The organism is Tsukamurella tyrosinosolvens, from assembly GCF_900104775.1.
Classification (GTDB): Bacteria; Actinomycetota; Actinomycetes; order Mycobacteriales; family Mycobacteriaceae; genus Tsukamurella; species Tsukamurella tyrosinosolvens.
On sequence record NZ_FNSA01000003.1, the window covers coordinates 4,539,634 to 4,564,431 of the forward strand.

Annotated in this window: 20 protein-coding genes; 10 read left to right on the plus strand and 10 right to left on the minus strand. The window is 69.6% G+C overall.

Annotated elements, in window-relative coordinates; all coding sequences use genetic code 11:
* Positions 1 to 4: 4 nt before the first annotated feature.
* The 5 genes from BLW32_RS24540 to BLW32_RS24560 form a co-directional block, all read right to left on the minus strand.
* On the minus strand, positions 5 to 1,564 hold the full coding sequence (locus BLW32_RS24540; protein WP_068741377.1) for an adenylate/guanylate cyclase domain-containing protein: 1,560 nt from the start codon (positions 1,562 to 1,564) through the stop codon (positions 5 to 7).
* Positions 1,564 to 2,721 carry an acetate kinase gene (locus BLW32_RS24545; RefSeq protein ID WP_068741376.1) on the minus strand — a complete coding sequence of 386 codons (1,158 nt, stop codon included), beginning with the start codon at positions 2,719 to 2,721 and terminating at the stop codon, positions 1,564 to 1,566. The genes BLW32_RS24540 and BLW32_RS24545 overlap by 1 nt, the downstream gene beginning before the upstream one ends.
* On the minus strand, positions 2,718 to 4,841 hold the full coding sequence (pta, locus tag BLW32_RS24550; protein ID WP_068741375.1) for a phosphate acetyltransferase: 2,124 nt from the start codon (positions 4,839 to 4,841) through the stop codon (positions 2,718 to 2,720). The genes BLW32_RS24545 and pta overlap by 4 nt, the downstream gene beginning before the upstream one ends.
* A 24-nt stretch (positions 4,842 to 4,865) precedes the next feature.
* Entirely contained in the window at positions 4,866 to 5,876 is a 1,011-nt protein-coding gene (gene fgd / locus BLW32_RS24555; protein ID WP_068741374.1) for a glucose-6-phosphate dehydrogenase (coenzyme-F420), read from the minus strand.
* 85 nt (positions 5,877 to 5,961) lie between these two features.
* Positions 5,962 to 6,870, minus strand: coding sequence for a SpoIID/LytB domain-containing protein (locus BLW32_RS24560; protein ID WP_068741373.1), 909 nt, complete (start codon positions 6,868 to 6,870; stop codon positions 5,962 to 5,964).
* 300 nt (positions 6,871 to 7,170) lie between these two features.
* On the opposite strand from BLW32_RS24560, the gene BLW32_RS27275 reads away from it, so the two are divergent.
* The 3 genes from BLW32_RS27275 (at position 7,171) to BLW32_RS24565 (ending at position 11,993) form a co-directional block, all read left to right on the plus strand.
* On the plus strand, positions 7,171 to 8,925 hold the full coding sequence (locus BLW32_RS27275; protein WP_139286309.1) for an nSTAND1 domain-containing NTPase: 1,755 nt from the start codon (positions 7,171 to 7,173) through the stop codon (positions 8,923 to 8,925).
* Complete coding sequence (locus BLW32_RS27280; protein ID WP_139286310.1) at positions 8,922 to 10,031, plus strand: hypothetical protein; 1,110 nt, start codon at positions 8,922 to 8,924, stop codon at positions 10,029 to 10,031. The genes BLW32_RS27275 and BLW32_RS27280 overlap by 4 nt, the downstream gene beginning before the upstream one ends.
* A gap of 93 nt (positions 10,032 to 10,124) precedes the next feature.
* A complete protein-coding gene (locus BLW32_RS24565; protein WP_068741372.1) occupies positions 10,125 to 11,993 on the plus strand; it encodes an ABC transporter ATP-binding protein in 1,869 nt (622 codons plus the stop codon).
* 9 nt (positions 11,994 to 12,002) lie between these two features.
* On the opposite strand, the gene BLW32_RS24570 is transcribed toward BLW32_RS24565, so the two are convergent.
* Together BLW32_RS24570 and BLW32_RS24575 are read right to left on the minus strand one after the other, a co-directional pair.
* A complete protein-coding gene (locus BLW32_RS24570) occupies positions 12,003 to 12,365 on the minus strand; it encodes a VOC family protein (RefSeq protein WP_068741371.1) in 363 nt (120 codons plus the stop codon).
* A gap of 1 nt (position 12,366) precedes the next feature.
* The gene (locus BLW32_RS24575) at positions 12,367 to 13,191 is read right to left on the minus strand and encodes a MerR family transcriptional regulator (protein WP_139286311.1); all 825 of its coding nucleotides are present in this window, start codon (positions 13,189 to 13,191) and stop codon (positions 12,367 to 12,369) included.
* A gap of 67 nt (positions 13,192 to 13,258) precedes the next feature.
* Between BLW32_RS24575 and BLW32_RS24580 the strand changes: the two genes are divergently transcribed.
* Positions 13,259 to 13,750, plus strand: a complete 492-nt coding sequence (locus tag BLW32_RS24580) for a nucleoside deaminase (protein WP_068522958.1) — start codon at positions 13,259 to 13,261, stop codon at positions 13,748 to 13,750.
* Entirely contained in the window at positions 13,747 to 14,481 is a 735-nt protein-coding gene (locus BLW32_RS24585) for an ankyrin repeat domain-containing protein (RefSeq protein ID WP_068741370.1), read from the plus strand. The genes BLW32_RS24580 and BLW32_RS24585 overlap by 4 nt, the downstream gene beginning before the upstream one ends.
* Positions 14,482 to 14,490: 9 nt before the next feature.
* Here the strand turns inward: BLW32_RS24585 and BLW32_RS24590 are convergent, their stop codons facing one another.
* Positions 14,491 to 15,453, minus strand: a complete 963-nt coding sequence (locus BLW32_RS24590; protein ID WP_068626542.1) for an alpha/beta hydrolase — start codon at positions 15,451 to 15,453, stop codon at positions 14,491 to 14,493.
* Between the two features lie 151 nt (positions 15,454 to 15,604).
* Here BLW32_RS24590 and BLW32_RS24595 point away from each other — a divergent pair, with 151 nt between their 5' ends.
* The 5 genes from BLW32_RS24595 (at position 15,605) to BLW32_RS24615 (ending at position 23,258) form a co-directional block, all read left to right on the plus strand.
* Positions 15,605 to 19,513, plus strand: a complete 3,909-nt coding sequence (locus BLW32_RS24595; RefSeq protein WP_175546309.1) for a Pls/PosA family non-ribosomal peptide synthetase — start codon at positions 15,605 to 15,607, stop codon at positions 19,511 to 19,513.
* A 61-nt stretch (positions 19,514 to 19,574) separates the two neighbouring features.
* Positions 19,575 to 20,051: a GNAT family N-acetyltransferase gene (locus BLW32_RS24600; protein WP_068741651.1), complete on the plus strand. Its 477-nt coding sequence runs from the start codon at positions 19,575 to 19,577 to the stop codon at positions 20,049 to 20,051.
* A gap of 36 nt (positions 20,052 to 20,087) precedes the next feature.
* Positions 20,088 to 21,452 carry a M1 family metallopeptidase gene (locus tag BLW32_RS24605; RefSeq protein WP_068741650.1) on the plus strand — a complete coding sequence of 455 codons (1,365 nt, stop codon included), beginning with the start codon at positions 20,088 to 20,090 and terminating at the stop codon, positions 21,450 to 21,452.
* A gap of 137 nt (positions 21,453 to 21,589) precedes the next feature.
* Positions 21,590 to 21,961, plus strand: coding sequence for a YciI family protein (locus tag BLW32_RS24610; protein ID WP_225535623.1), 372 nt, complete (start codon positions 21,590 to 21,592; stop codon positions 21,959 to 21,961).
* 34 nt (positions 21,962 to 21,995) lie between these two features.
* Positions 21,996 to 23,258 (plus strand): RNA polymerase sigma factor, encoded by a 1,263-nt coding sequence (locus BLW32_RS24615; protein ID WP_068741649.1) that lies wholly within the window; start codon positions 21,996 to 21,998, stop codon positions 23,256 to 23,258.
* A gap of 58 nt (positions 23,259 to 23,316) precedes the next feature.
* Here BLW32_RS24615 and rfbC read toward each other — a convergent pair whose 3' ends face one another.
* Entirely contained in the window at positions 23,317 to 23,889 is a 573-nt protein-coding gene (gene rfbC / locus BLW32_RS24620; RefSeq protein WP_068522969.1) for a dTDP-4-dehydrorhamnose 3,5-epimerase, read from the minus strand.
* Positions 23,886 to 24,755: a glucose-1-phosphate thymidylyltransferase RfbA gene (rfbA, locus tag BLW32_RS24625; RefSeq protein WP_068741368.1), complete on the minus strand. Its 870-nt coding sequence runs from the start codon at positions 24,753 to 24,755 to the stop codon at positions 23,886 to 23,888. Before rfbA ends, rfbC begins: the two co-directional genes overlap by 4 nt.
* Positions 24,756 to 24,798: the final 43 nt, after the last annotated feature.

Below are 24,798 nucleotides of genomic sequence, written 5' to 3' on the forward strand. Positions count from 1 at the left end.
GGGATCAGCTCGTGGCCAGGAACATCCACGTCGGCTGGTTGCGGCCCCGGAGCACCTCGGTCGGCCCCTCGCGCCAGTGCCGCCGCTCGGCGGGCTCGGCGGCGTCGAAGGCCGAGCCGGACGCCCACGGCACCGTCGGGTCCGCCTTGGCGTAGGTCGAGAGCCGGGCGGCCTCGTTGACGGGGTCGCCGATCACGGTGTACTCGAAGCGATCCGCGGCGCCGACGTATCCCGCGACGACGGTGCCGTACGTGACGCCGCAGCCCGCGCGGACCTCGGGCACCTCGCGGGCGAGGCGCCGCATCATGGCCCGCGACGCCGAGAGCGCGGCGCCCGCGGGGTCGGTCAGCGGGGCTGGCGCGCCGAAGATCGCGAGCACCGCGTCGCCCTCGAACTTGTTGACCAGGCCCCCGCGGCTGTTCACCTCCGCGACGACGACACCGCAGAACCGGTTGAGGATCTGCACGACCTCGGCGGCGGGACGCTCGGCGGCGAGGGCGGTGGAGCCGACGAGGTCGATGAAGATCACGGCGACGGTCTGCTCGACGCCGCCCAGCTCGGGTTCGCTCTCGATGGTGGCGCGGGCGACCTGCTCCCCCACTTGCCGGGCGTAGAGGTCGCGCACGCGCTCCCGCTCGCGCAGGCCCGCGGCCATGGCGTTGAACCCGGACTGCAGGTCCCCCAGCGACGTCCCGTCGTAGACCACGACCTCGGTGTCGTAGCGGCCCTCGGACACGCGGCGCATGCCGGTGGTCACGCTCTTCACCGGCGCGGAGACCCGCGAGGACGAGAGCAGGTTGAAGGTCATGCCGGAGAAGAAGCCGCCGGCCGCGAGGGCGCACATGCTCACCGCGATACCGGGCACCGTGGCGGCGGGCTCGAACAGTGCGAACAGCGCGACGGTGATGACGCCGAGGAAGGGCAGCCCCGAGCCGAGCAGCCACAGCCGCAGCGACCGGCCCTGCAGGCTCTGGTGCCGCGGCTCCGGACGGGTGACTTGCAGTGCGATCGCCGTGACCGGGCGCATGCTGAACTCCGTGAGGACCCGCACGACGCCCGAGGTCATGAGGCCGGCACCGAGGACGACGAGCGAGACCTTCGGCACCAGATCCATGTCGACGCGGCCGTACAACCAGCCGAACAGGATCGCCGCGCACAGCCAGGCGAGCATCTCGAACCAGTACAGGCGCCGCGGCAGGGCCAGCGCATCGGCGGCCTCCTGCTGCGTCGGCGGGTCCTCGCCGCCGGTCCACCGCAGCGAACGGTAGACCAGCCAGAAGGTGTAGAGGTGCCCCATGACGAGCCCCGCGGCGATGTACGACGGCACGGCCACGGTGTTGACGGTCTGCAACTCGGGCCGCTGCACGGAGGGCTCGGGGATGCCCACCACGATGAGCATGGCAGCGAAGCCGCCGCCCAGGAGCGTCGCGGCCGACGAGCTGAACGCGATCAGCGCGACGGTGCGGGTCCTGCGCTCCCGGGCGCCCTCGGTGCGGGTGCCGAGGAGCGGGGAGCCGTAATCGGCCCCGTCGCCCTCGATCCCGACCGCGCGCCCGAGGGGCATCAGAGTGCCGCTGCCTCGCGGGCGATCGCCAGCTCCTCGTTGGTCGGGACCACGAGCACGGCCACGGGGGCCTCGTCCGGCGAGATGCGGGTGGGCTCGGTGACGCGACCGGTGTTGCGCGCGGGATCGACGACGATGCCGAAGCGCTCCAGTCCGGCGAGGGCGTCGGCCCGCACCTGCGCGGCGTTCTCGCCGACACCGGCGGTGAAGGTGATCGCGTCGGCCCCGCCGAGGTCGACGAGGTAGGCACCGATGTAGCGGCGGAGGCGGTGGATGTACACGTCGTAGGCGAGCTTCGCGTGCTCGTCGCCCTGCTCGATGAGGGCGCCCAGCGCGCGGAAGTCGTTCTCCCCGGCGAGGCCCTTGAGCCCGGAGCGGCGGTTGAGCAGGTCGTCGATCTGGTCGATGCTCATGCCGAGCGAGCGGCCCAGGTGCAGTACCAGTCCCGGGTCGACGTCGCCGCTGCGGGTGCCCATGACGAGGCCCTCGAGCGGCGTCAGGCCCATCGACGTGTCGACGGCGCGGCCGCCGCGGACCGCCGAGGCGGAGGCGCCGTTGCCCAGGTGCAGCACGATCTGGTCCACCTCGGACGTCGGCCGGCCGAGGAAGGCCGCGGCCTGCTGCGAGACGTACTCGTGCGACGTGCCGTGGAAACCGTAGCGGCGCAGTGCGTGCTCGGCGGCGAGCTCCCGGTCGATCGCGTACGTGGCGGCCGCGGGCGGGAGGTCGAAGAAGAAGGCGGTGTCGAACACCGCCACCTGCTTCACCCCCGGCAGCAGCTCCCGCGCCACCTCGATACCCTGCGCGTTCGCCGGGTTGTGCAGCGGCGCCAGCGAACTGAGGCGCCGGATCTCGGCGAGCACGTGATCGTCGATGAGCGTGGGCGAGTGGAAGGAGCGGCCGCCGTGCACGACCCGGTGGCCGACGGCGGCGATCCCGGCCGGGCTGCCGGCACCGTCGGTGAGGTCGAGCCCGCGGCCGGCGAACTCCTCGAAGACCTGCCGCAGCGCGGCCTTGTGGTCGGGCACCTCGGTCTCGCCGATCCGCTCGACGATGCCGCCGTGCACCACCTCACCCGTCTCCGGGTGCAGCAGTTGGTACTTCAGCGACGACGAGCCGGAGTTGAGGACCAGGACGGTTCCCGCGACGGCGCTCATGCCCGCCCCTCTCCCGCGGCGCGCTCCGCCGCGAAGGCCTGGGCCTGGATCGCGGTGATGGCGACGGTGTTGACGATGTCCTCGACCAGCGCGCCGCGCGAGAGGTCGTTGATCGGGGCGTTGAGGCCCTGCAGCACCGGGCCGATCGCGACGGCGCCTGCGGAGCGCTGGACGGCCTTGTAGGTGTTGTTGCCCGTGTTCAGGTCGGGGAAGACCAGCACCGTGGCCTTGCCGGCGACCGCGGAGTCGGGCATCTTCGACGCGGCGACACCGGGATCGACGGCCGCGTCGTACTGGATCGGGCCCTCCACCAACAGTTCCGGCGATCGCTCGCGGACGAGCGCGGTGGCGGCGCGCACCTTGTCGACGTCGGCGCCGGTGCCGGACTCGCCCGTCGAGTAGGAGAGCATCGCGACCCGCGGATCGATTCCGAACTGGGCGGCGGTCTGCGCCGAGGAGATGGCGATGTCGGCCAGCTGCGTCTCCGACGGGTCGGGCACCACGGCGCAGTCGCCGTAGGCGAGCACCTTGTCGGCCAGGCACATCAGGAAGATCGACGACACCGTCGAGACCCCCGGCTTGGTCTTGATGATCTCGAAGGACGGCCGGATGGTGTGCGCGGTGGTGTGCGCCGCGCCCGAGACCATGCCGTCGGCCATGCCGAGATGCACCATCATCGTGCCGAAGTAGCTGACGTCCACCACGGCCTCGGCGGCGCGCTCGAGCGTCATCCCCTTGTGCTTGCGCAGCTCGTAGTAGGCCTGCGCGAACCTGTCGACGAGGTCGGTCGCGCGCTTGGGGTCGATCACGGCGGTGTTCCCGAGGTCGACGCCCAGCTCGGCGGCGCGGGCCCGCACGCGCGACTCCTGGCCGAGGATCGTCAGGTCGGCCACCTCGCGCTGCAGCAGGCGGCCGGCGGCGCGGAGGATGCGGTCGTCGCCGCCCTCGGGCAGCACGATGCGCTTGCGGTCGGCGCGGGCCCGGGCGATGAGGTTGTACTCGAACATCTGCGGGGTCACGACGCCCGGATTGGAGACCTGCAGGGCCTCCAGCAGCGCGTCCGAGACGACGTACTTCTCGGTGAGCGCGATCGCGAGGTCCACCTTGCGCTCCGAGCCGGGCCCCACGCGGCCGCGGGTCTTCGCCGCCAGCCGCGCCGTCTCGTACGTCCCGTGCTCGACGGCGATGATCGGCACGTTGGGCTTGAGGCCGTCGACCAGCGCCGCGGTCATCGGGTGCGGCATGTACCCGCCGTTGAGGATGATCCCGGCCAGCGACGGGAAGCCGTTGGCCCGGTGCGCGGTGACCATCGCGAGCAGCACCTCCGAGCGGTCGCCCGCGGCGATCACGGCCACGCCCTCAGTGATCCGCTCCAGGCTGTGCTCGGCGGTCATGCCCGCGACGAGCACGGACATGGCCTCGCGGGAGAGCAGCTCCGGGTCGCCCCAGAGAAGCTTGCCCTCCATCGCCTCCATCAGCTCGCCCATCGTGGGCGCGGTGAGCACCGGCTCCTCGGGCAGCACCCACACGGGCAGGCCGGTGTCGGCCTTGAGCGCCTCGCACACGGCCTCGAGCTGCTGCGGGGCACACCGGTTCGCGATGATCGACGCCGTGTGGGCGTGGTTGGCCCGGATCTCCGCCATCGACTGCTCGGCGACGGCGACGACCTGCTCGGGCGTGCGGTCGAGCGCCTTCACGGCGAGCAGGATCGACGAGCCCAGGTTGGCGGCGATGCGTGCGTTGAACGACAGCTCCGTCGGCGTGGTCACGTCCGTGTAGTCGGAGCCCAGCACCAGCACGAAGTCGCACTTGTCCGAGACGGCGTGGAACCGGTTCACGATCTCGGCGATCGCGGCGTCCGGATCCTCGTGCACCTGCTCGTAACTGACGCCGACGCACTCCTCGTAGTCGAGCTCGGCCGTGGCCTGCTCGATGAGCAACTCGAGGATGTAGTCGCGCTGCTCGCCCGTCGAGCGGGGGATCGGCCGGAACACGCCGATCGTCCACCCGGTGGACGTGAGGAGATTCATCGCGCCGAGCGCGATGGTGGACTTGCCCGTGTCGCCCTCGGGGGAGGCGATGTAGATGCTGGTCGTCTTCGGTGCTCGATCCGCGGCCATGGGGTTTACTATCGCAGCCGCGGCTCAGCCGAGCGCGCGCAGGCGGGGCTCGAGATCGCGCTGGAAGTTGTCCAGGAACCGACGCTGATCGTGGCCCGGGGCGTGGAAGACGAGGTGGTTGAGCCCGGCGTCGACGTACTGTTTCACGGCGGCCACTGCCTCGTCGGGATCGGAGGCGACGATCCACCGCTTGGCGACCTGCTCGATGGGCAGCTCGTCGGCGAGGCGCTCCATCTCGGCGCTCGAGTTCACCGAGTGCTTCTGCTCCGCGGTGAGCGAGAGCGGCGCCCAGAAGCGCGTGTTCTCCAGCGCCAGCTCGGGATCCGGGTCGTAGCTGATCTTGATCTCGATCATCTTGTCGAGCGCGTCGAAGTCGCGGCCCGCGAGGCCCGATCCCTCCTGTGCGGCCGGGATGAGCTTGTCGGTGTAGAGCTCCATGCCCTTGCCGGACGTGCAGATCATGCCGTCGCCCACGCGGCCCGCGTACTTGGCCACGACGGGGCCGCCCGCCGCGATGTACACCGGCACCGGCTTCTCCGGGATGTCGAAGAGGACGGCATCCTTGGTGTGGTAGTAGTCGCCCTCGAAATTCGTGATCTCGCCGGACCACAGCTCGCGCATGAGCCGCACGGACTCGCGCAGCCGCGCGAAGCGCTCCTTGAACTCGGGCCACTCGCCCTGGAAGCCCGTGGCGTACTCGTTGAGCGCCTCGCCCGTGCCGGCGCCGAGGAAGATGCGGTCCGGGTACATGCACGCCATGCTCGCGAAGGCCTGCGCGATCACCGCGGGGTTGTAGCGGAACGTCGGCGTCATCACCGAGGTGCCGATCTTCACCCGCTCGGTCCGCTCGCCGACGGCGGCCATCCAGGCGAGGGAGAACGGGGCGTGGCCGCCGTTCACGCGCCACGGCTGGAAGTGGTCGCTCACCGCGACCGAGTCCATGCCCGCGGCCTCCGCCGCGACCGCGATCTCCACCAATTCGCGGGGCCCGAACTGCTCCGCCGATGCCTTGTACCCCAGCTGCAACTTCGCCATGTGACTCACACTACTGCGTCCGATCGGGCGCCGTGAGAGTGCGCGGCGACCTGGGAGTTCGCCGACGGTAACGGCGTTCGACCGCCTACCGGGCGGCGGGATCGTCGGCGCGGGAAGCGCCGTACTCGGTCTCGAAGACGCGGCCGTCCTTCGCCATCACCAGCCCGTAGGTGCTGACGATGACGGCGTCCGTGCGCGGGTCCTCCTTGTCGACGCCGCCGTACACCTGGGAGGCCTGGGTGTCGTCGAAGGTCTCGCCCCGCTCGGCGCCGCGGACGAGCACGTAGGAGCGCGCCGCGATCGCCTGCGCCTGCAGCGCGGCGACGCCGCCCTGGTCCGCCCAACCGGGCGAGTTCTCGACGGGGACCACGCTGCGGACGTAGTCCTCGATGCCCACCACGTTGAGCACGTTGCCCCCGCGGGCCACGAGCTTGCCCCGGTAGCCCGCGTTGTCGCCGCAGAAGCGCAGGACCTGGTCCTTGGGGACCCCCTGGTCGGCCGTCAGCGGTCCGACGGTGCTGTCCGGCGCCTCGACGGTGCCGAGCACCTGCCCGCCGCAGCCCTGCCGGATCGTCGCGGTGGTCCCGTCGATGCTGACGGCCTGCCCCGGCGCGACCTGCTTGCCCCCGACGAGGGCGCCGGCGGGCGCGAGCACGTCGACGCGGTTGCGCTCGCTGAGCCGGACGGTGACCGGGAGCCCGGTGTGCACGGTCCCAAGGCTCGTGCCCGGGTAGTAGTAGGCCAGGATGCGCTGCGCGTCCCACCCCTGTTTGGCGTAGGTGAGCGCGCCGAGCTGACTCATGCCGCGGCCGTGGCCGCCGGAGGCGCCCGGGGCGACGTCGCCCGGTGCGTCGACCAGCGTCGTCTCGGGCAGGGCGCCCGTTCCCGCCAGGACTCCGCCGATGGCCAGGACGGGCACCGCCGCGACGAGCGCGGCGCGGGCGACACGACTGCGCCGCGACCGCCGGGGGCCGCCGTCGATCCACACGGGCATCCTCGGGTCTCCTTCGTCGTCGGCCACGCAACGTGGGGCTGACGTGACTGTTGTGACTACTGAGACTCAAGTAAAGATCGAGGGTTGTCAAGCGCAGGACGTGGTCGGCGCGCCCAGGAACGCGTCGAGCCCGGATCGACACCACGACGCCAGCCGTCACGAGCCCACCGTGCGCATCCGAAACCCCATCGGCCGACACAAATTTCTACCTTTGTCACACAAAAGTGCCGCCTCCCTATTAAAATGGGGCCATCGGAGGATGGAGGACAGGTGGGGTACCGAGTAACTGATATCGCCAGAATGACCGGAACGACGCCTCAGAACGTAATTTCCTACCTCCGCTCGCAGGGAGAGTCTGTGATGTCGGCAAGTAGCACCGTTTCAGACACTGCAGCGTCGGATGCGATCAACAAATTTACTCATGCGGAACACTTGCGGTCAACAGTTCATGCCGACGCTCGCGGGTCGATTTCAAACAATACTCCGGCTACGACCTACACATGGCAAGCCAATCCCGTCAAAGCGCCCATCAATCACGACACCACGAAAAATATCCTGGAACTAGAAGCCGAGTTCCCTGTAGCCTCCCAGCACAGAAGGATGCTCCAGTCTCTTGGGTCGCAATTCTTCTATTCCAATATTATTCGCCTAAAAGACGGCAAGCGACTTGCGTACGCGCTGGCGAGATTCAGCGGCGCCATTGAGTCAGCGTTCGGAATTACGCGAGAAGTCATGTTCTTCTACACGCCATACTATGACCTCCAAATTCGAACATTCACCAAATGCAAAGAGGTTCTCGCGCAGCTATCGAAGGCCTCGCGCGAAGCCACTCCCGACCTAATATTTTTCAGCTCTCCCGACGATCGGCTTACAATCAAGCTTGAGGACTGGTCAGGAATAGAGTTTACCGCGATTCCTCTAGCAAAAGATCTGTCGGACGAACCGATCGAGATAGTCCGTCTCCTCCGAGACCACGTGTATGCTAGAGACCTGTTCTACGAGACGACACCCGTCAGCGGAGACCGATTCTTCGGGCGAAAGTCGATACTTCAGGAACTGAAGGACGACGTAATCAACCAGCGCGTGTCAGGGGTCTTCGGTCTCCGCAAGAGCGGCAAGACGAGTATCCTTCAACAGCTTTCAGGCCTCATTGAATCAGAATCGATACTTCCTGTCTTCATCGATCTCGAGGTCCTTCCCTCACCACCAGAAGACCCCACCTCAACGTTCGTATCGAATATTGCGCAGAAGATCGCCGCCCGCCTACGGCAAGCTCAGATACCTTCAGTCCACATCGACGATGTAATGGCAAATCCACGCCCTGAATCCCTACACCTCGCACTGTCCCGCGTGCTTGAGAACTTGGCAATATCCCAAACAAGACTCGTGCTACTGCTGGACGAGATCGAATTCCTTACGCCGACAGATCAGATTGACGTAGCCGAAGGCTCCTTCTCAGGAGTTGCGCAGACTCTTGGCGTCCTGCGCAGTCTAGTACAAGAAACAAGCAACTTCACCTTCATTCTGTCCGGACTGACAAACGAAATACTCGAGAACGGCCGCTTGTACGGCCGCCCGAACCCGCTATTCAGTTGGGCCAAGGCCCGCTACATAGGTCCGTTGTCTCGATCCGAAGCAGATGAGCTCGCTACTGCGGTTGGCGCACAGATGGGAATTGAGCTGGAGCCGGGAGCCCTCGCAGCGCTCTACGATGGATCCGGGGGACACGCATACCTTTATCGAAACCTTGCGTCCGCGGTCGTATCAGAACTTCCGGTCATAACTTATCGGCGAATAATGCGCCAATCAGACGTCCTACGAAAGCTCATTCCATGGAAACGATCTATCGCAGGCAATCTCGATGAGATATTCGGCCACCTAGAACGATACTATCCGACAGAGGCAGTACTTCTGGAAATGCTGGTCGAATCTTCAGACGAGTTCGCCACGATCGCTTCTACCGAAGACCGGGCAATTCATCACCTCGCGAGCCTGGGCCTTCTCAGAGAGCACAACGGCAAGTTCGAAGGCAGCTCAATATTGGATCTCCGATGACAGATACGACCAGCTGGTTCGACGGCGTAGCTCGTGACGCCCGACGGTACTCAATCGTATTCCTCCATCTCGGCGCCGCGTTCGCTTCTTGTAGAGCCGACCTTGAATCCACCGGCGCTGCGCTCGTGACGGTGGACGACTACCTCGATGGCACCAGTGGTTGCGGCGAAGAGTCCCTACTCATCATTGATCAGATCGAGCGATGTATCGAGAACAAGAAGTTGCGTCTTGGCGATCTAAGGTCAAGGGTCATGACAGACGTCGACGAGAACTCCAAAAGGATTGTATTGATCTCGTCTCGCGCAAGATCGGCGTTTCCCAGAACCATCGGCAGCGACCTCTTAACCAACGCTAAGCATTGCTTCATCAAATCGGATAGCGACCAAGGAACATCCCCTGCCGAGAACTCAATCTCACACCCAGACTGGCCGGCGGGCGACCTCGAACAACTGCTCATTCAGTGTGTAAACGAGCTAAGCACTGGAACCGTTGTTGACATTGGGTCACTAATCTGGGATCTGGGGTTGAGCCCAAATGAGACAATTGAGAATCTTACACCCGTGGATGTCGAGGCCCTACGAAGTTCAGGCCTTATCGAAGTCGTCGATTCGGGAAAACCCAGCTGGACGATATCCAGCCGGTGGAAAATGTTTCGCAGCGCGGTCGCAACAGCAGCGTCAACGCACGCTACATCCTCCGAATGGCTATCAGATGCGTTCGTCGACCTGTGGTTCATAGAACGACAGGTGCGGAATGTCTTTCGGACCGCGTTAATAGCCAAGTACGCGAACAACTGGCGTTCAGCCTCAGTAAATGGAGTTTCCGAGGAAGAATTGGTGGCACGTGCCAAGAGAGACGCCGCCCCGAGAGCCGAACGCGTCGAAGATCTGCGTGACCCACTGGAGTGGTTGACAACAAGCGAACTACTAGACCTGCGAGAGGCTAGGAGCCTCGGAGAACTCGGGATTGAGGCCTTTCTATGGACCAAGATGCGAAACGAGATTCTCCCGATCCGCAACCGAATAGCGCATATGCGCATCGTAAGCGAGCGAGACGCCCTGACCGTTTCTACCTGGCGCAAAATCGTGCAAAAGAAGCTTCAGTGAGCGAGCCGTAGGCTGCGACTGTGCTCCCGCCGGTATTCGCCCAGGGCGAACGGACTGGACATCAACGTAACTTGAGGTCATAGCCTTGTATGCATGAGCATGGAATCGGTCGCGTGGAGCACGCTGTATCAAGGGAATCGGTCGCTCGACGCGCCGTCGCGCCGCCCGAGCGAGACGTTGCGCCGCATGGGCCCGTTCGCCCGCCCGCACCGCTGGCGCCTCACCGCGTTCCTGCTGCTCTCCGTCGTCTCCGCGCTGCTCGCGGTCGCTACTCCCCTGCTCGCGGGCAGGGTGGTCGACCGGATCGTCGGCGGCGGCCCGACGAGCACCGTCGTCGAGATCGCGATCCTCATCGCCGTCATCGCGGTCGTGGGCGCCGGCGTCGACCTGCTGTCCCGCTGGTTCTCCTCCCGCATCGGCGAGGGCCTCATCTACCAGCTGCGCACCGCGGTCTTCGACCACGTCCAGACGATGCCCGTCGCCTTCTTCACCCGCACCCGCACGGGCGCGCTGGTCAGCCGGCTCAACAACGACGTGCTCGGCGCGCAGCGCGCCTTCTCCGACACCCTCGCCGGCGTCGTGACCAACGTCGTGACGCTGGCGCTCACGCTGGGCGTCATGCTCAGCATCTCGTGGCAGATCACGCTGCTCGCGCTGGTGCTGCTGCCGGTTTTCATCATCCCGTCGCGCAGCATGGGCCGCAGGATCGCCGCCATGTCACGGCGCGCCGCCCGGCACAACGCATCCATGAGCGACCAGATGACCGAGCGCTTCTCCGCGCCCGGCGCGACCCTGGTGAAGCTGTACGGCCGGCCCGAGATCGAGTCACGGGCCTTCGCCACCCGCGCCGGGGCGGTCCGCGACATCGGCGTGAGCACGGCGATGTGGCGCATGACGTTCGTGACGATTCTGACGCTGGTCAGCTCGCTGGCTCTGGCGCTGGTCTACGGCCTCGGCGGCTTCTACGCGATCCGCGGCGATCTGCAGGCCGGCGCCGTCGTGGCCCTCGCGCTGCTGCTGACCCGGCTGTACGTGCCCCTGACCGCGCTCGCCAACGCGCGCGTCGAGGTGATGACCGCGCTGGTCTCCTTCGAGCGGGTCTTCGAGGTGCTGGACCTGGAGCCGATGGTGCGCGACGCTCCCGACGCGCGCGACATCGAGAAGGGCCCCACCGAGCTGCGGTTCGACGGCGTCGACTTCGCCTACCCCTCGGCCGAGAAGGTCTCGTTGGCATCGCTGGAGGAGGTCGCGCAGCTCGACACCCGCGGCGGCGAGACGGTGCTGCACGGGATCGGGTTCACCGCGGAGCCGGGCTCGATGGTCGCGCTGGTCGGCAGCTCCGGCGCCGGCAAGTCGACGATCGCGCAGCTCGCCACCCGCCTCTACGATCCCGACGCGGGCGCGATCACCCTGAACGGCGTGGACCTGCGCGACATCACCGCCCGGAGCCTGCATTCCGCCGTCGGCCTGGTGACGCAGGACGGCCACCTGTTCCACGACAGCATCCGCGCGAACCTCCTGCTCGCGAACCCGGACGCGTCCGAGGCGGACATCCGGGACGCGCTGCGCCGCGCCCGCCTCGACGAACTGATCGGGCACCTGCCCGACGGCCTCGACACCGTCGTCGGCGAGCGGGGCTACCGCCTGTCGGGCGGCGAGCGCCAGCGCCTCACCATCGCGCGACTACTGCTCGCGCAGCCCTCCGTCGTCATCCTCGACGAGGCCACGGCGCACCTGGATTCGACGTCCGAGGCCGCCGTGCAGGCGGCCCTCGCCGAGGCCCTGGCGGACCGCACGTCGCTGGTGATCGCGCACCGCCTCTCGACGATCCGCGCGGCCGACCAGATCCTCGTGCTGGAGGAGGGCCGCATCGTCGAGCGCGGCACGCACGAGGCCCTGCTGGCGCGCGGCGGACGCTACGCGGAGCTCTACCGCACGCAGTTCGCCGACCAGGCGGCCTGAGGCCCGGCCTCAGTGCCCCGCGGCGGCGGCGATGCAGAACTCGTTGCCCTCGGGGTCCTGCAGCACGGTCCACTGGAAGCCCCACTCGTCGTGCTCGCGCACCGTCGACGCGCCGAGCCCCTCGAGGCGGGCGACCTCCGCGGCGCGGTCGTCCGCGACGAGGTCCAGGTGCAGACGGTTCTTCACGGTCTTGCCCTCGGGCACGGCGAGGAACATCATCCGCGGCAGAGCGGGATTCGCGTAGCCGATGGTGCGCATGAAGGCGTTACCGTCGTTCTCGTCGACGGGCACGCCGAGCGCCTGCGACCAGAACGCCGCCTGTCCGGCGACGTCGGCGCAGTCGAGGTTGATCATCTGCAGTGTGAGGGCCATGTCAGTTCTCCTTCGTCGCGGCGGCCTCGACGGGCCACCAGATCTCGGTGCGCAGGTCCGCGGGATTCGCGGCGGCGCAGGGGTCCACGAGGTAGCGCTCGATGATCGAGCCGCGCGCGTCGGTCGCGTTACGCGCCACCCACGCGCCGAGCTGGCCGTAGGTCTCGTCGAACCGCTCGTAGGAGCCGTGGTGCACGGCGACGGCGCAGAGCGCGCGCCCCAGCCTCCGGTTGCGCACCCGCCCCGTCACCGCGCCGGGGCCGGAGACGGGGATCAGCGCGGCCACCTGCTCGACCTCGGCGACCTGCGACGGGTACTCGGCCAGCGAGGGCCCGGTCACCGTCAGGCCCGACGCCGCGGCGCACGCCTCCAGCTCGGAGTAGGCGGCGTCGAGGAACGCGGGGAGGCGGGCGTGCTCCACGGTGCCCGCGATCTCCAACACGTCGACCGCCTCGAACTCGCGCAGGTGGGTCGGGGTGTGCGCGACTGGGGCGGTCGCGTCTTGCAGCGCGACGATGGCCCGCTCCAGGCCGGCGCGGCGCTCGCGGAGCGTCGCCTCGTGCTCGGCGAGGATCTCGCGGGTCACGTCGGGGTCGCGGGCCTCGAGCACGCGCGCGACGGCGGCCAGTGGCACGTCGAGGTCGCGCAGCCGGGTGAGCACCGCGGCGTCGTGCACCTGCGCCGCGTCGTAGTGCCGGTACCCCGTCGCGGGGTCGATCGCGGCGGGCACCAGCACGCCCTGCTCGTGGTAGCGCCGCAGCTGCTTGACGGAGAGCAGGGTTGCGCGCGAGAACATCCCGATCGACATGAGGCCCGGTATGGTCACGGATCGAGTATGGGGTCTCCCCCCCGAGGGGAGGGTCAAGTCCGGCGCGGCGGGCTACGGTCGAGCGATGACCGTCTCCGCCCCCACCGCCGCCGATCTGCCGTACCTGCGCCGCTGCGTCGACCTCGCCCGCGCCGCCCTCGACGACGCGGACGAGCCCTTCGGCTCGCTGCTCGTCCACGAGGGCGGGATCGTCTTCGAGGACCGCAACCGGGTCTCGGGCGGCGACGCGACGCGGCACCCCGAGTTCGAGATCGCTCGCTGGGCGGCCGAGCATCTTGCGCCCGCGGAGCGCGCCGCTGCGGTGACCTACACGTCGGGCGAGCACTGCGCGATGTGCAGCGCCGCGCACGCCTGGGTAGGGCTCGGCCGCATCGTCTATGCGGGGAGCACGGAGCAGTTGGTCGCCTGGCACGCGGAATGGGGCGTCGCCCCGTCCCCGGTCGCGCCGCTGCCGATCCACGCCGTCGCGCCGACGGTGCCGGTGGCGGGCCCGGAGCCCTCCCTCGCCGACGAGCTGCGCATCCTGCACGCCCGCGCGGCGGGCGTCGACGCGTGAGGCGCCTCGCCGCGGTCGGTACCGCGATCCTGCTCGCCGGCTGCTCCGTCGACGAGCTCCCGCCGGCTCCCTCGAGCAAGTCAGCGGCCCCGTCGGGCCCGGTCGCGGCCCCGTCGTCGACGGTGCGCCCCGCCCCGACCCCGGAGGCGACCCGGGCGCTCGTGCGGGCCGTGACCGACGGGGACCTCGCCGCGACCCGGACCGCCATCGCCGACGGCGCCGACCTGGAGGTCCGCATCACCCGCGCCCGGACGGCGGTGGTCGCGGCGACGAAGGCCGGGCACACGCAGGTCGCGCTGGCCCTCCTCGACGCGGGCGCGGACCCGAACGCCAAGGACGACATCCAGGACTCCGCGTACCTCTACGCCGGAGCGGAGGGGATGACCGAGATCCTCGCGTCGACGCTGCGGCACGGCGCCGACGTGCGCAGCCTCAACCGCTACCGCGGGACGGCGCTGATCCCGGCGTGCGAGCACGGGCACGTCGAGAACGTGAAGCTGCTCATCGCCGCCGGCGTTGACGTGGACCACATCAACGACTCGGGCTGGACCTGCCTCCTCGAGGCGGTGATCCTGGGCAACGGCGACGCGGACCACGTGGAGACCGTGCGCCTCGTCCTCGACGCGGGCGCCCGCCCCGATCTCGCCGACCGGCAGGGCGTCACGGCGCGACAGCACGCCGTCGCGCGCGGGCAGAACGCCGTCGTCGCAGAGATCGATCGCCGCCGCTGACGGGCCGGCTCAGGCGGCCTCGCTGCGCGACTCCTCGGCCTCGGTGAGGTGCTCGGAGAGGAAGGCGACGGCCGTCTTGTACGCGGCCCAGGACTCCGGCGTGAGGCCCGCGCTGACGACGAAGGCATGAACCTGTCCGTCGTAGACGTGCACCTCGTTCTCCACGCCGGCGCGATCGAGCGCGGCGTGCAGCTCCAGCGAATCGAGCTCCAGCGCCTCACGGCTCGCGGCGAACAGGATGCTCGGCGGGAAGTAACGCGCGGTCGCGTCGGTGGTCATGTCCTCCGGGCCGCGCAGTTCCTCCGGGCCGCGGCCCAGCACGGTGCGCAGCTTGCGGATCTTGCCGAGCGGCAGCATCGCGTCGTGCCGCGATGACCGCGGCAGCCCGGCGCTGATGTCCAGGAACGGGGAGAAGCCGGCGAACGCCGTCGGCCCCTGGATACCCGCCTCGGCGGCGTACTGGATCACCTTGGCGCACACGAATCCGCCGGCGGAGTCGCCCGCGACGAGGATCCGGTCGAAGTCCCCCGATTCCAGCAGCTCGCGGTACGCGGCGAAGCCGTCCGCGACGGACGTCCCCACGCCACCGTCGGGGTACTGCCGGTACTCGACGTTGTAGACGGGCACGCGCAGTCCGCGGGCCAGCAGCACCGCGATGCGGCGGTGCGTGTCGAGGTTGCAGCCGATGAAGGCGCCGCCGTGGTAGTAGACGAGGGCCGCGCGCGGGTGCGGGTCGGCGTCACCGTCGGGGACGATGCGCTCGGTGGGCACGCCGCCGAGGACGATCTTCTCGATCCGGACGCCGCGCACGGACTGCGGCACCCGGCTGAGGTAGGGCTCCGCGGCGCGCAGGATCGGCAGGGTCCGATCGCTCATCGGGAAGACGCGGAAAACCGTCTTCATCACGATCCGGACGAACCACAGCACGATCAGGGCACGCACACTGCGGCCACGATGGGCGATGACGGCCATGTCGAGCACTCCTTGTTACTGGCCAGTAATCTATGCTTCCAGCTTAGCCCTGCCGGTCCGTGCTGCGGCATTCCTGTGACCTGACACAATCAACGCGAAGTTCTGTGTTCTCTGTCGTGCCCATCTGCATAACCGGAGGAAGTCGGCCACCGTGGTCCCGAACGAGATCCCCCCGCAGTACCTGCTGTCCGCCTCGGCCCCCGAGTCGCGGACCCTGATCGACATCCTCCGGGCGACCGTCGATGCCTACCCCGAGGTCCCCGCGATCGACGACGGCGACGTCGTCCTCACCTACTCCGAGCTGTGGGAAGAGGTGCTCGAGGGCGCCGACTTCCTCGGCCGCAGCGGCGTGCAGGCCGGCGACCGCGTGGGGATCCGCATGCCGTCGGGGCACCGCTCGCTGTACGTCGCGATCCTCTCGACGCTCGCCGCCGGCGCCGCGTACGTCCCCGTCGACGCCGACGACCCGCAGGAGCGCGCCGACCTCGTGTTCGGCGAGGCCCACGCCGCGGCGATCTTCACCGGCGACGGGCTGTGGCGCGCACCGTCGACGAAGGAGCGGGCGGCCGCGATCGAGGCCGGCACCGTCGAGCCCGGCAACCGCCTGCCCGTGCCCTACGACGACTCCTGGATCATCTTCACCTCCGGATCCACGGGCACCCCGAAGGGCGTGGCCGTCACCCACCGCAACTCGGCGGCCTTCGTCGATGCCGAGGCGCGCCTGTTCCTCCAGAACGAACCGCTGCGTCCGGGCGACCGCGTGCTCGCCGGCCTGTCCGTCGCCTTCGACGCCTCCTGCGAGGAGATGTGGCTCGCATGGCGCCACGGCGCCTGCCTCGTGCCCGCGCCCCGCTCGCTCGTGCGGTCCGGCATGGACCTCGGGCCCTGGCTGGTCTCGCGCGACATCTCCGTGGTGTCGACGGTGCCGACGCTGGCCGCCATGTGGCCGGCCGAAGCCCTGGAGGCCGTGCGGCTCCTCATCTTCGGCGGAGAGGCCTGCCCGCCCGAGCTGGCGCAGCGGCTCGCCGTCGACGGCCGTGAGGTGTGGAACACCTACGGCCCCACCGAGGCCACCGTCGTGGCGTGCGCCGCGCCCCTCGACGGCAAGGGCCCCGTCCGGATCGGGTTGCCGCTGGAGGGCTGGGATCTGGCGGTCGTGGACCCCGCGACGTCGCTGCCGGTGGCCGTGGGGCAGTCCGGCGAGCTGGTGATCGGCGGCGTGGGCCTGGCCCGCTACCTCGACCCTGCCAAGGACGCCGAGAAGTACGCGCCGATGGACACTCTGGGCTGGGAGCGCGCCTACCGCTCGGGCGACCTGGTGCGCCTCGAGCCCGAGGGCCTGCTGTTCGAGGGCCGCGCCGACGACCAGGTGAAGGTCGGCGGCCGCCGCATCGAGCTCGGCGAGGTCGACAACGCACTGCAGAACCTCCCCGGCGTCTCCGGCGCGGCCGCGGCCGTGCGGAAGAACTCCGCCGGCACCTCCATGCTGGTCGGCTACCTCGCCTCCACGGACCCCGATTTCGACCTCAAGGCGGCCCGCGAGCTGCTCGCCAAGGAGCTGCCGGCCGCGCTGGTCCCCCGCCTCGCGCTGATGGACGAGCTGCCCACCCGCACCTCGGGCAAGGTCGACCGCAATGCTCTGCCCTGGCCACTGCCCGGTTCCGACGACACCGATACCGGCGACCTCGACGGCACCGCGGCGTGGGTCGCTGAACGCTGGTCCGGCATCCTCGGCGCGTCGATCACCAGCGAGGACGCCGACTTCTTCGCCGAGGGCGGCGGCTCCCTCAGCGCGGCTCAGCTGGTCACGGCGCTGCGCGAGCAGTACCCGTCGGTCACCGTCGCAGACCTGTACGACCACCCGCGGCTCGGCTCGCTCGCCGCGTACCTGGACTCGCTGCGGCCCGCGGAGGTCGCCGAGCCGCGCGAGGTGCGGCCGACGCCGCGGTCGACGGGGATCGCGCAGATCCTGCTGTCGGTGCCGCTCACCACCCTCACGGGCCTGCAGTGGCTCACGTGGATGGCGATCGCCAACAACGTCTTCGCGTGGGCCACGGGATCGACGCTGCTGCCCACGCTCAACTGGTGGGTCGTGCTCGCGCTGTTCCTCGTGTTCATCACCCCGATCGGCCGCATGGCACTGTCGGTGGTCGCGTGCCGCCTGCTGCTCGGCGGGCTGAAGCCCGGCGTGTACCGCCGCGGCGGGCCGGAACACCTGCGGCTGTGGATCGCCGAGCGGTTCACCGCCGCGTCGGGCGCCGAGAACCTCTCCGGCGCACCGTGGATGATCTACTACGCCCGCGCGCTCGGCGCAACGATCGGCCGGGGCGTCGACCTGCACGCACTGCCGCCCGTCACGGGCATGCTCGAGCTCGGCGACCACGCGTCCGTCGAGCCCGAGGTCGACCTCGCCGGGCACTACCTCGACGGCGACGAGCTGCACATCGGCGCGATCAGCATCGGCGAGGAGGCCTCGATCGGGGCGCGGTCCACGCTGCTGCCCGGCGCGAAGATCGGCAAGCGCGCCGAGGTCGGCCCCGGCTCCGCGGTCTTCGGCAAGGTCAAGGCGAAGCAGCACTGGGCCGGCTCCCCCGCGGAGAAGATCGGCAAGGCGGAGCACCCGTGGCCCGCGGAGCATCCACCGCGCAAGCCCTATTGGGTGTTCGTCTACGGCGTCAGCTCGGTGCTCCTCGCGGGCCTGCCGATGGTCGCGATCGGTGCCGGGCTCGCGCTCCTCGGCTGGATCGTGCGCGACGACTCCAACCTCAAGGAGGCGGCGCTGCACGCACTTCCGGCGCTGCCCATCGCCGTCATCATCTCCCTCACCGTGTACGCGCTGCTCACCCTCATCGCGGTCCGCCTCCTCGCGATCGGCCTCAAGCCGGGGTACCACGCGGTGCGCAGCCGCGTCGGCTGGCAGGTGTGGGCCACGGAGCGCCTCATGGACGCCGCGCGCACCTTCCTCTTCCCGCTGTACGCCTCGCTGCTGACGCCCATCTGGTTCCGCATGCTGGGCACCAAGGTCGGCAAGGACGCCGAGATCTCCACCGCCATGGTGATCCCCAAGTTCACGACCATCGGCGACGGCTCGTTCCTCGCCGACGACACCATGGTCGGCAGCTACGAACTCGGCGGCGGCTGGATGCGCATCGACGAGGCCAAGATCGGCAAGCGCGCCTTCCTCGGCAACTCGGGGATGACGGGGCCGGGCCGTCGCGTCCCGAAGGACGGCCTGGTGGCCGTGCTGAGCGCCACCCCGTCGAAGGCGAAGAGCGGCAGCTCCTGGCTCGGCTCTCCCCCGGTTCGCCTGCGCCGCACCGCCGGCAACACCGATTCGACGTTCACCTACAACCCGTCGTTCGCGCTGCGCGTCGCGCGCGGCTCGGTCGAGACGGCGCGCCTGCTGGCGGTCTTCGTCAGCTTCGGGCTGGGCCTGGCGACACTGGTCGCGTTGAACTACTTCGTGATCAACGTGGGCTGGTGGCTCGCGGCGCTGCTCTCCGGCGTCACGCTGCTCGTCGCCGGCGCGGTCGCGTGCTGCGTCGCGGCGGCCGCGAAGTGGTTGGTGGTCGGGCGGATCGGCCGCGAGGAGCACCCGCTGTGGTCCTCCTTCGTGTGGCGCAACGAGCTCTCCGACGCCTTCGTCGAGTGCGTCGCCGCGCCGTGGTTCGCCCACGCCGCCACCGGCACCCCGATCCTCAACCTGTGGCTGCGGATGCTGGGCGCGAAGATCGGCCGCGGCGTCTGGTGCGAGACGTACTGGCTGCCCGAGGCCGACCTCGTGACCCTCGGCGACGCCGCCACCGTCTCCCGCGGCTGCGTCGTGCAGACGCACCTGTTCCACGACCGGATCATGGCGATGGACACCGTGGTGCTCGGCAAGGGCGCCACGCTGGGCCCGCACTGCGTCGCGCTCCCGGCGTCGTCCGTGGGCGACGGTGCCACCGTCGGCCCGGCGTCACTCGTCATGCGCGGCGACTCGGTGCCCGCGAACACCAAGTGGCAGGGCAACCCCATCTCCCCGTGGGTGTTCAACGAGGGCAAGCGCAAGCGCGACTGACCCGACGATGCCGGCCCCGCCCACTAGGGTGGGCACCGACATCCCCGACGAAAGGTCCCCCGTGAGCGACGGGCTCGAGATCACCCCGTTCCAGCCGAGCGACGTGGCGGAACTGCTCGTCCTGCAGCGGTGCTGTTGGGTGCAGGAGGCCATCGCGAACGACAGCCTCGCCGTCCCGCCGTTGACCGAGACCCACGACGACATCCTGCTGTGGGCGTCGCAGTGGGCGACGTTCGTCATGCGGCTCGACGGCCGACTGATCGGCGCGGTCCGCGGCCGGGCGGAGGCGGATCACCGGTGGCACATCGGCCGCATCATGGTGGCACCGGACCTCGCGGGCCGTGGCCTCGGCACCGAGCTGATCGCCCTCATGGAGTCCCTCGCCCCCGAGGGGACCGAGGAGTTCATCATGTTCACGGGCGCCGGTAGCGAGCGCAACATCCGGACGTACGAGCGCGCCGGCTACGTCGTCTCGGAACCCGAGCCCGCGCCGCACGGCGGCATAGCGACGGTGACGCTGCGCAAGCCGGTAAGGTAAACCCCCGACCCCGAGCGAGAAGGAAGTGGATCCGTGGTGCGCAAGTCGGCCAGGCCGAAGCTCGTCGCAGCACCGAATCCGCAGCACGCCCGCGCGGTGGATCCGTACATCCCCGGCCACGGCAATCCCGGCTACCGGGTGTCGAGGTACAACCTCGAGCTGACGTACAAGGTCGAGAGCAACCGCCTCGACGGCAAGGCCGAGATCACGGCGACGGCGAACGAGCCGCTCAAGCGGTTCGCGATCGACCTCTCCGACGCGCTGACCGCCTCCAAGATCGCGATCAACGGCCGCCGCCCGCAGCGCTACTCCCAGCGCGGCGGCAAGCTGGAGCTCACCCTGGCGAACGAGGTCCCCGCCGGCGCCGCGATGACGATCTCCATCCGGTACGCGGGCACCCCGAAGCCGATCCGCTCGACGTGGGGCGAGGTCGGCTGGGAGGAGCTGTCCGAGGGCGTCATCGTCGCCTCGCAGCCGAGCGGCGCACCGTCGTGGTTCCCCTGCGACGACCACCCAGCCTCCAAGGCCTCGTACCGCATCGCGATCACCACCGACTCGCCGTACCGGGTGGTGTCCAACGGCCGGCTCGTCTCCCGCAAGGTCTCGGCCGCGCACACCACGTGGGTCTACGAGCAGGCCGCCCCGATGGCCTCGTACCTCGCCACGATTCAGATCGGCAGCTACGACCTGCTCAAGGTCGCCGAGAAGCCGGTACCCATCCGGGCGGCCGTGCCCGCGCGCCTGACGTCCGACTTCCAGCGCAGCTTCGGCAACCAGGAGCGCATCATGCGCGCCTTCACCCGCTGGTTCGGCCCGTACCCGTTCCCCGAGTACACCGTCGTCGTCACGGACGACACCCTGGAGATCCCCGTCGAGGCGCAGACCGTCTCGATTTTCGGCGCCAACCACTGCGACGGGACGCGGCACGCCGAGCGGCTCGTCGCGCACGAGCTGGCGCACCAGTGGTTCGGCAACTCGCTGACGCTGACGCGCTGGAAGGACATCTGGCTGCACGAGGGCTTCGCCTGCTACTCCGAGTGGATGTGGGCGCAGGAGTGCGGCCAGGCGACCACGCAGCAGATGGCGGCGCGCTACTACGCGAAGCTCGCGGCCTCGCCGAACGACATCGTCGTCGGCGACCCCGGCCCGGACCTGATGTTCGACGACCGGGTCTACAAGCGCGGCGCGCTGACGGTGCACGCGGTGCGGGTGGCGCTCGGCGATCCGGCGTTCTTCACGATGCTCCACGAGTGGACGTCGGAGTTCGCGCACCAGTCGGTGACGACCGAGGACCTGATCACCCTCGCGGCGAAGTACAGCCCCGAGCCGCTGCGCACCCTGTGGCGCACCTGGTTGTACGAGACGGCGCTGCCGCCGCTGCCGGTGCTCACGGCTCTCTGAGCCGATCCGGCCCGCCCGCCCGAGAGGCGGCGGAAACTTTCTGTGGGGACGATGTCGAAACGGGGTCGTCCCGTTCGACGCCTGTACGAGACACGCTCACCACCACAGAAGAAGGACTGATCGATATGCCTCGTTTCATGGGATTCGTACGGATGGCGGAGGGCCCCGAGGTCGGCGCGCCGCCGAAGGCCCTCTTCGACGCGATGGACGTCTACATCGGCGAGCAGGCGGCGAAGGGCCACTTCCTCGACGGCGGCGGCCTGTACGGCTCGGAGGACGCCATCAACTTCGTCGTCCGCAAGGGCGAGATCACGCGGGTCGACGGCCCGTACGCCGAGTCGAAGGAGATCGTGGGCGGCTGGTCGCTGCTGCAGTACGACACCGTCGAGGAGGCGATCGCCGCATCGGAGGAGTTCGCGCAGCTGCACGCCACCCACTGGCCCGAGCTGAACATGGTCTCCACGCTCCGGCAGATCGCCGACGAGCCGCCCACCCCGGCGGACGACTGACGCATCGGCGGTGGTCCCGCCTACGCTGGTCGACGTGCCAGCCGGGACCACCGCCGAAGCGATCACCGCCACCTGGCGGGCCGAATCCACGCGCCTCGTCGGCGCGCTCACCCGCATGACCCGCAGCATCCAGCTCGCGGAGGACCTGGCGCAGGACGCGCTGGTCGCCGCGCTGGAGCAGTGGCCGGAGACGGGAGTCCCGAACAACCCGGCCGCGTGGCTCATGACCACCGCGAAGCGCCGCGGCGTCGACTCGATCCGCCGCGCCGAGAACCTGCGCCGCAAGACCGAGGAGATCGGTCGCGGCCTGCGGGAGGACGACGGTATGCCCGACCTCGACGCGCAGGTCGACTTCATCGAGGACGACGCGCTGCGCCTGATCTTCCTGTCCTGCCACCCGGCACTCACGCCCGAGTCGCGGGCCGCCCTCACCCTCCGCGTCGTCGGCGGGCTCACGACCGCCGAGATCGCCCGCGGTTTCCTGGTCCCCGAGAAGACCATGGGCCAACGCATCTCGCGCGCGAAGAAGACGCTCACCACCGCCCGCGCCGAGTTCGAACTGCCCGTCGGGGAGGACCGAATCCGCCGCCTCGACGACGTGATGGCCGTGATCTACCTGATCTTCACCGAGGGCTACTCCGCCGCCGCGGGCGACGACTGGATGCGCCCGGACCTCGCCCGGGAGGGCATCCGGTTGGCCCGGATGCTCGCCGAGCTCGCGCCCGACGAGCCCGAAGCCCACGGACTGCAGGCCCTGGTCGAGCTGCAGGGCTCCCGCATCGACGCCCGCACGGACGCCGACGGCGCCCCCGTCCTGCTCGACGACCAGGACCGGGACCGCTGGGACCGGCTCCTGATCCGGCGGGGCCTGGCCGCGATCCGCCGGGCCGAGGAGCTCGCCGCCCGCGGGATCCCGGTGGGCCGGTACTACCTGCAGGCCGCGATCGCCGCGCAGCACGCCCGCGCGGCGACGCCCGCCGACACCTATTGGACGCGCATCGCCCGGCTGTACGACGCGCTGGCCCAGGCCGCGCCCGGTCCGGTGGTGGAGGTCAATCGGGCTGTGGCGCACGGCCGGGCGTTCGGCCCGGATGCGGGCCTGACGGTGCTCGACGCCGTCGACCCGGCCGGGCTCGGCGATGCGCCCCTCGCGCCGAGCGTCCGAGGCGACCTGCTGGAGCGGGCGGGGCGGCATGCGGAGGCGGCGAACCAGTTCGACGAGGCCGCGCGCCGCACCCGCAACGCGGGCGAGCGCACGCTCCTCGAGCGCCGGGCACGCGGGAACCGCCACGACTGAGAGATCGACGCCGGCGTGCCGGGAGGGGGCCGCGACGGCCCTCAAACGTGTCGGTTCGTCACGACTCCCGCCACACGGGCAGAGCGCCCGCGGCGCGCGCCTCCGCCAGCGACGGTGCGCCCGTGTCCTTCTCGGACAGGATCGGCGGCACCTCGGCGGGCCAGGCGATGTTCAGCTCCGGGTCGAGCGGGTCCACGCCGTGCTCGGCGGACGGGTTGTACTCGGACGAGACGTGATAGGCCACGACGGCGTCGTCGGTCAGGGCGCAGAAGCCGTGCCCCAGACCCTCCGCCAAGTAGACGGTGCGCCGCGTCGCGCTGTCCAGGCGGACGGTCTCGACCGCACCGAACGTGGGCGAGCCGACCCGCAGGTCGACGATCACGTCGAGCACCGCGCCGTGCAGGCAGGCGACCAGTTTCGCCTGCCCCGGGGGCACGTCGGCGTAGTGGATGCCGCGGATCGCGCCGCGCCGGCTCACGGAGACGTTGGTCTGTGCGACGGACAGGTCGTGGCCGGTGGCCTCCCGAAAGGCCGAGGCTTTGAACAGCTCGAAGAACTCGCCTCGCTCGTCGGGGAAGACCCGCGGGTCCAGGACGAAGGCGCCGGCGATGGGCAGCGGCGCGACGTTCATCGGCTCTCCTCGAGAAGTCCGTGCAGATAGGTGCCGTAGCCGGACTTGCGGAGCCGGTCGGCGTGCGCGCGCAGCTGCGCGTCGTCGATGAAGCCGCATCGCCACGCCACCTCTTCGGGCGCCCCGATCTTGGTGCCCTGCCGCTGCTCCACGGCGCGGACGTAGCCGGTGGCGTCGGCGAGGGCGTCGAAGGTACCCGTGTCGAGCCAGGCAGTGCCGCGCGGCAGCACCTCGACGGTCAGCCGCCCCTCGTTCAGGTAGTGCCGGTTGACGTCGGTGATCTCGAGTTCGCCGCGCGGCGAGGGCTTCAGGTTCCGCGCGACCTCGACCACCGACGGGTCGTAGAAGTACAGGCCGGGCACCGCGTACGGGGACCGGGGATGCTCCGGCTTCTCCTCGAAGCCCACGGCGCGCCCGGCACCGTCGAACTCGATGACACCGTAGGCGCGGGGATCGGCGACCCGGTACGCGAAGACCGCGCCGCCGTCGACCCCGTCGAACCGGCGCAGCTGCGTGCCGAGCCCCGGGCCGTAGAAGATGTTGTCGCCCAGGATCAGCGAGACCGTCTGGTCGCCGATGAAGTCCGCGCCGAGGACGAAGGCCTGCGCCAGCCCCTCGGGGCGCGGCTGCACCACGTACTCGATCCGGATCCCGAACTGCGAGCCGTCGCCGAGGAGCCGCCGGAACTGCTCGGCGTCGCCCGGCGTGGTCACCACGAGCACCTCGCGGATGCCCGCGAGCATCAGGGTGGAGAGCGGGTAGTAGATCATCGGCTTGTCGTAGACGGGGAGCAGCTGCTTACTGACGCCGACGGTGATCGGGTGGAGCCTGCTGCCCGTGCCGCCGGCCAGGATGATCCCTCGCATGAGCCGACTCTATCGGATCACATAACTATCTTTCTTGAAACGG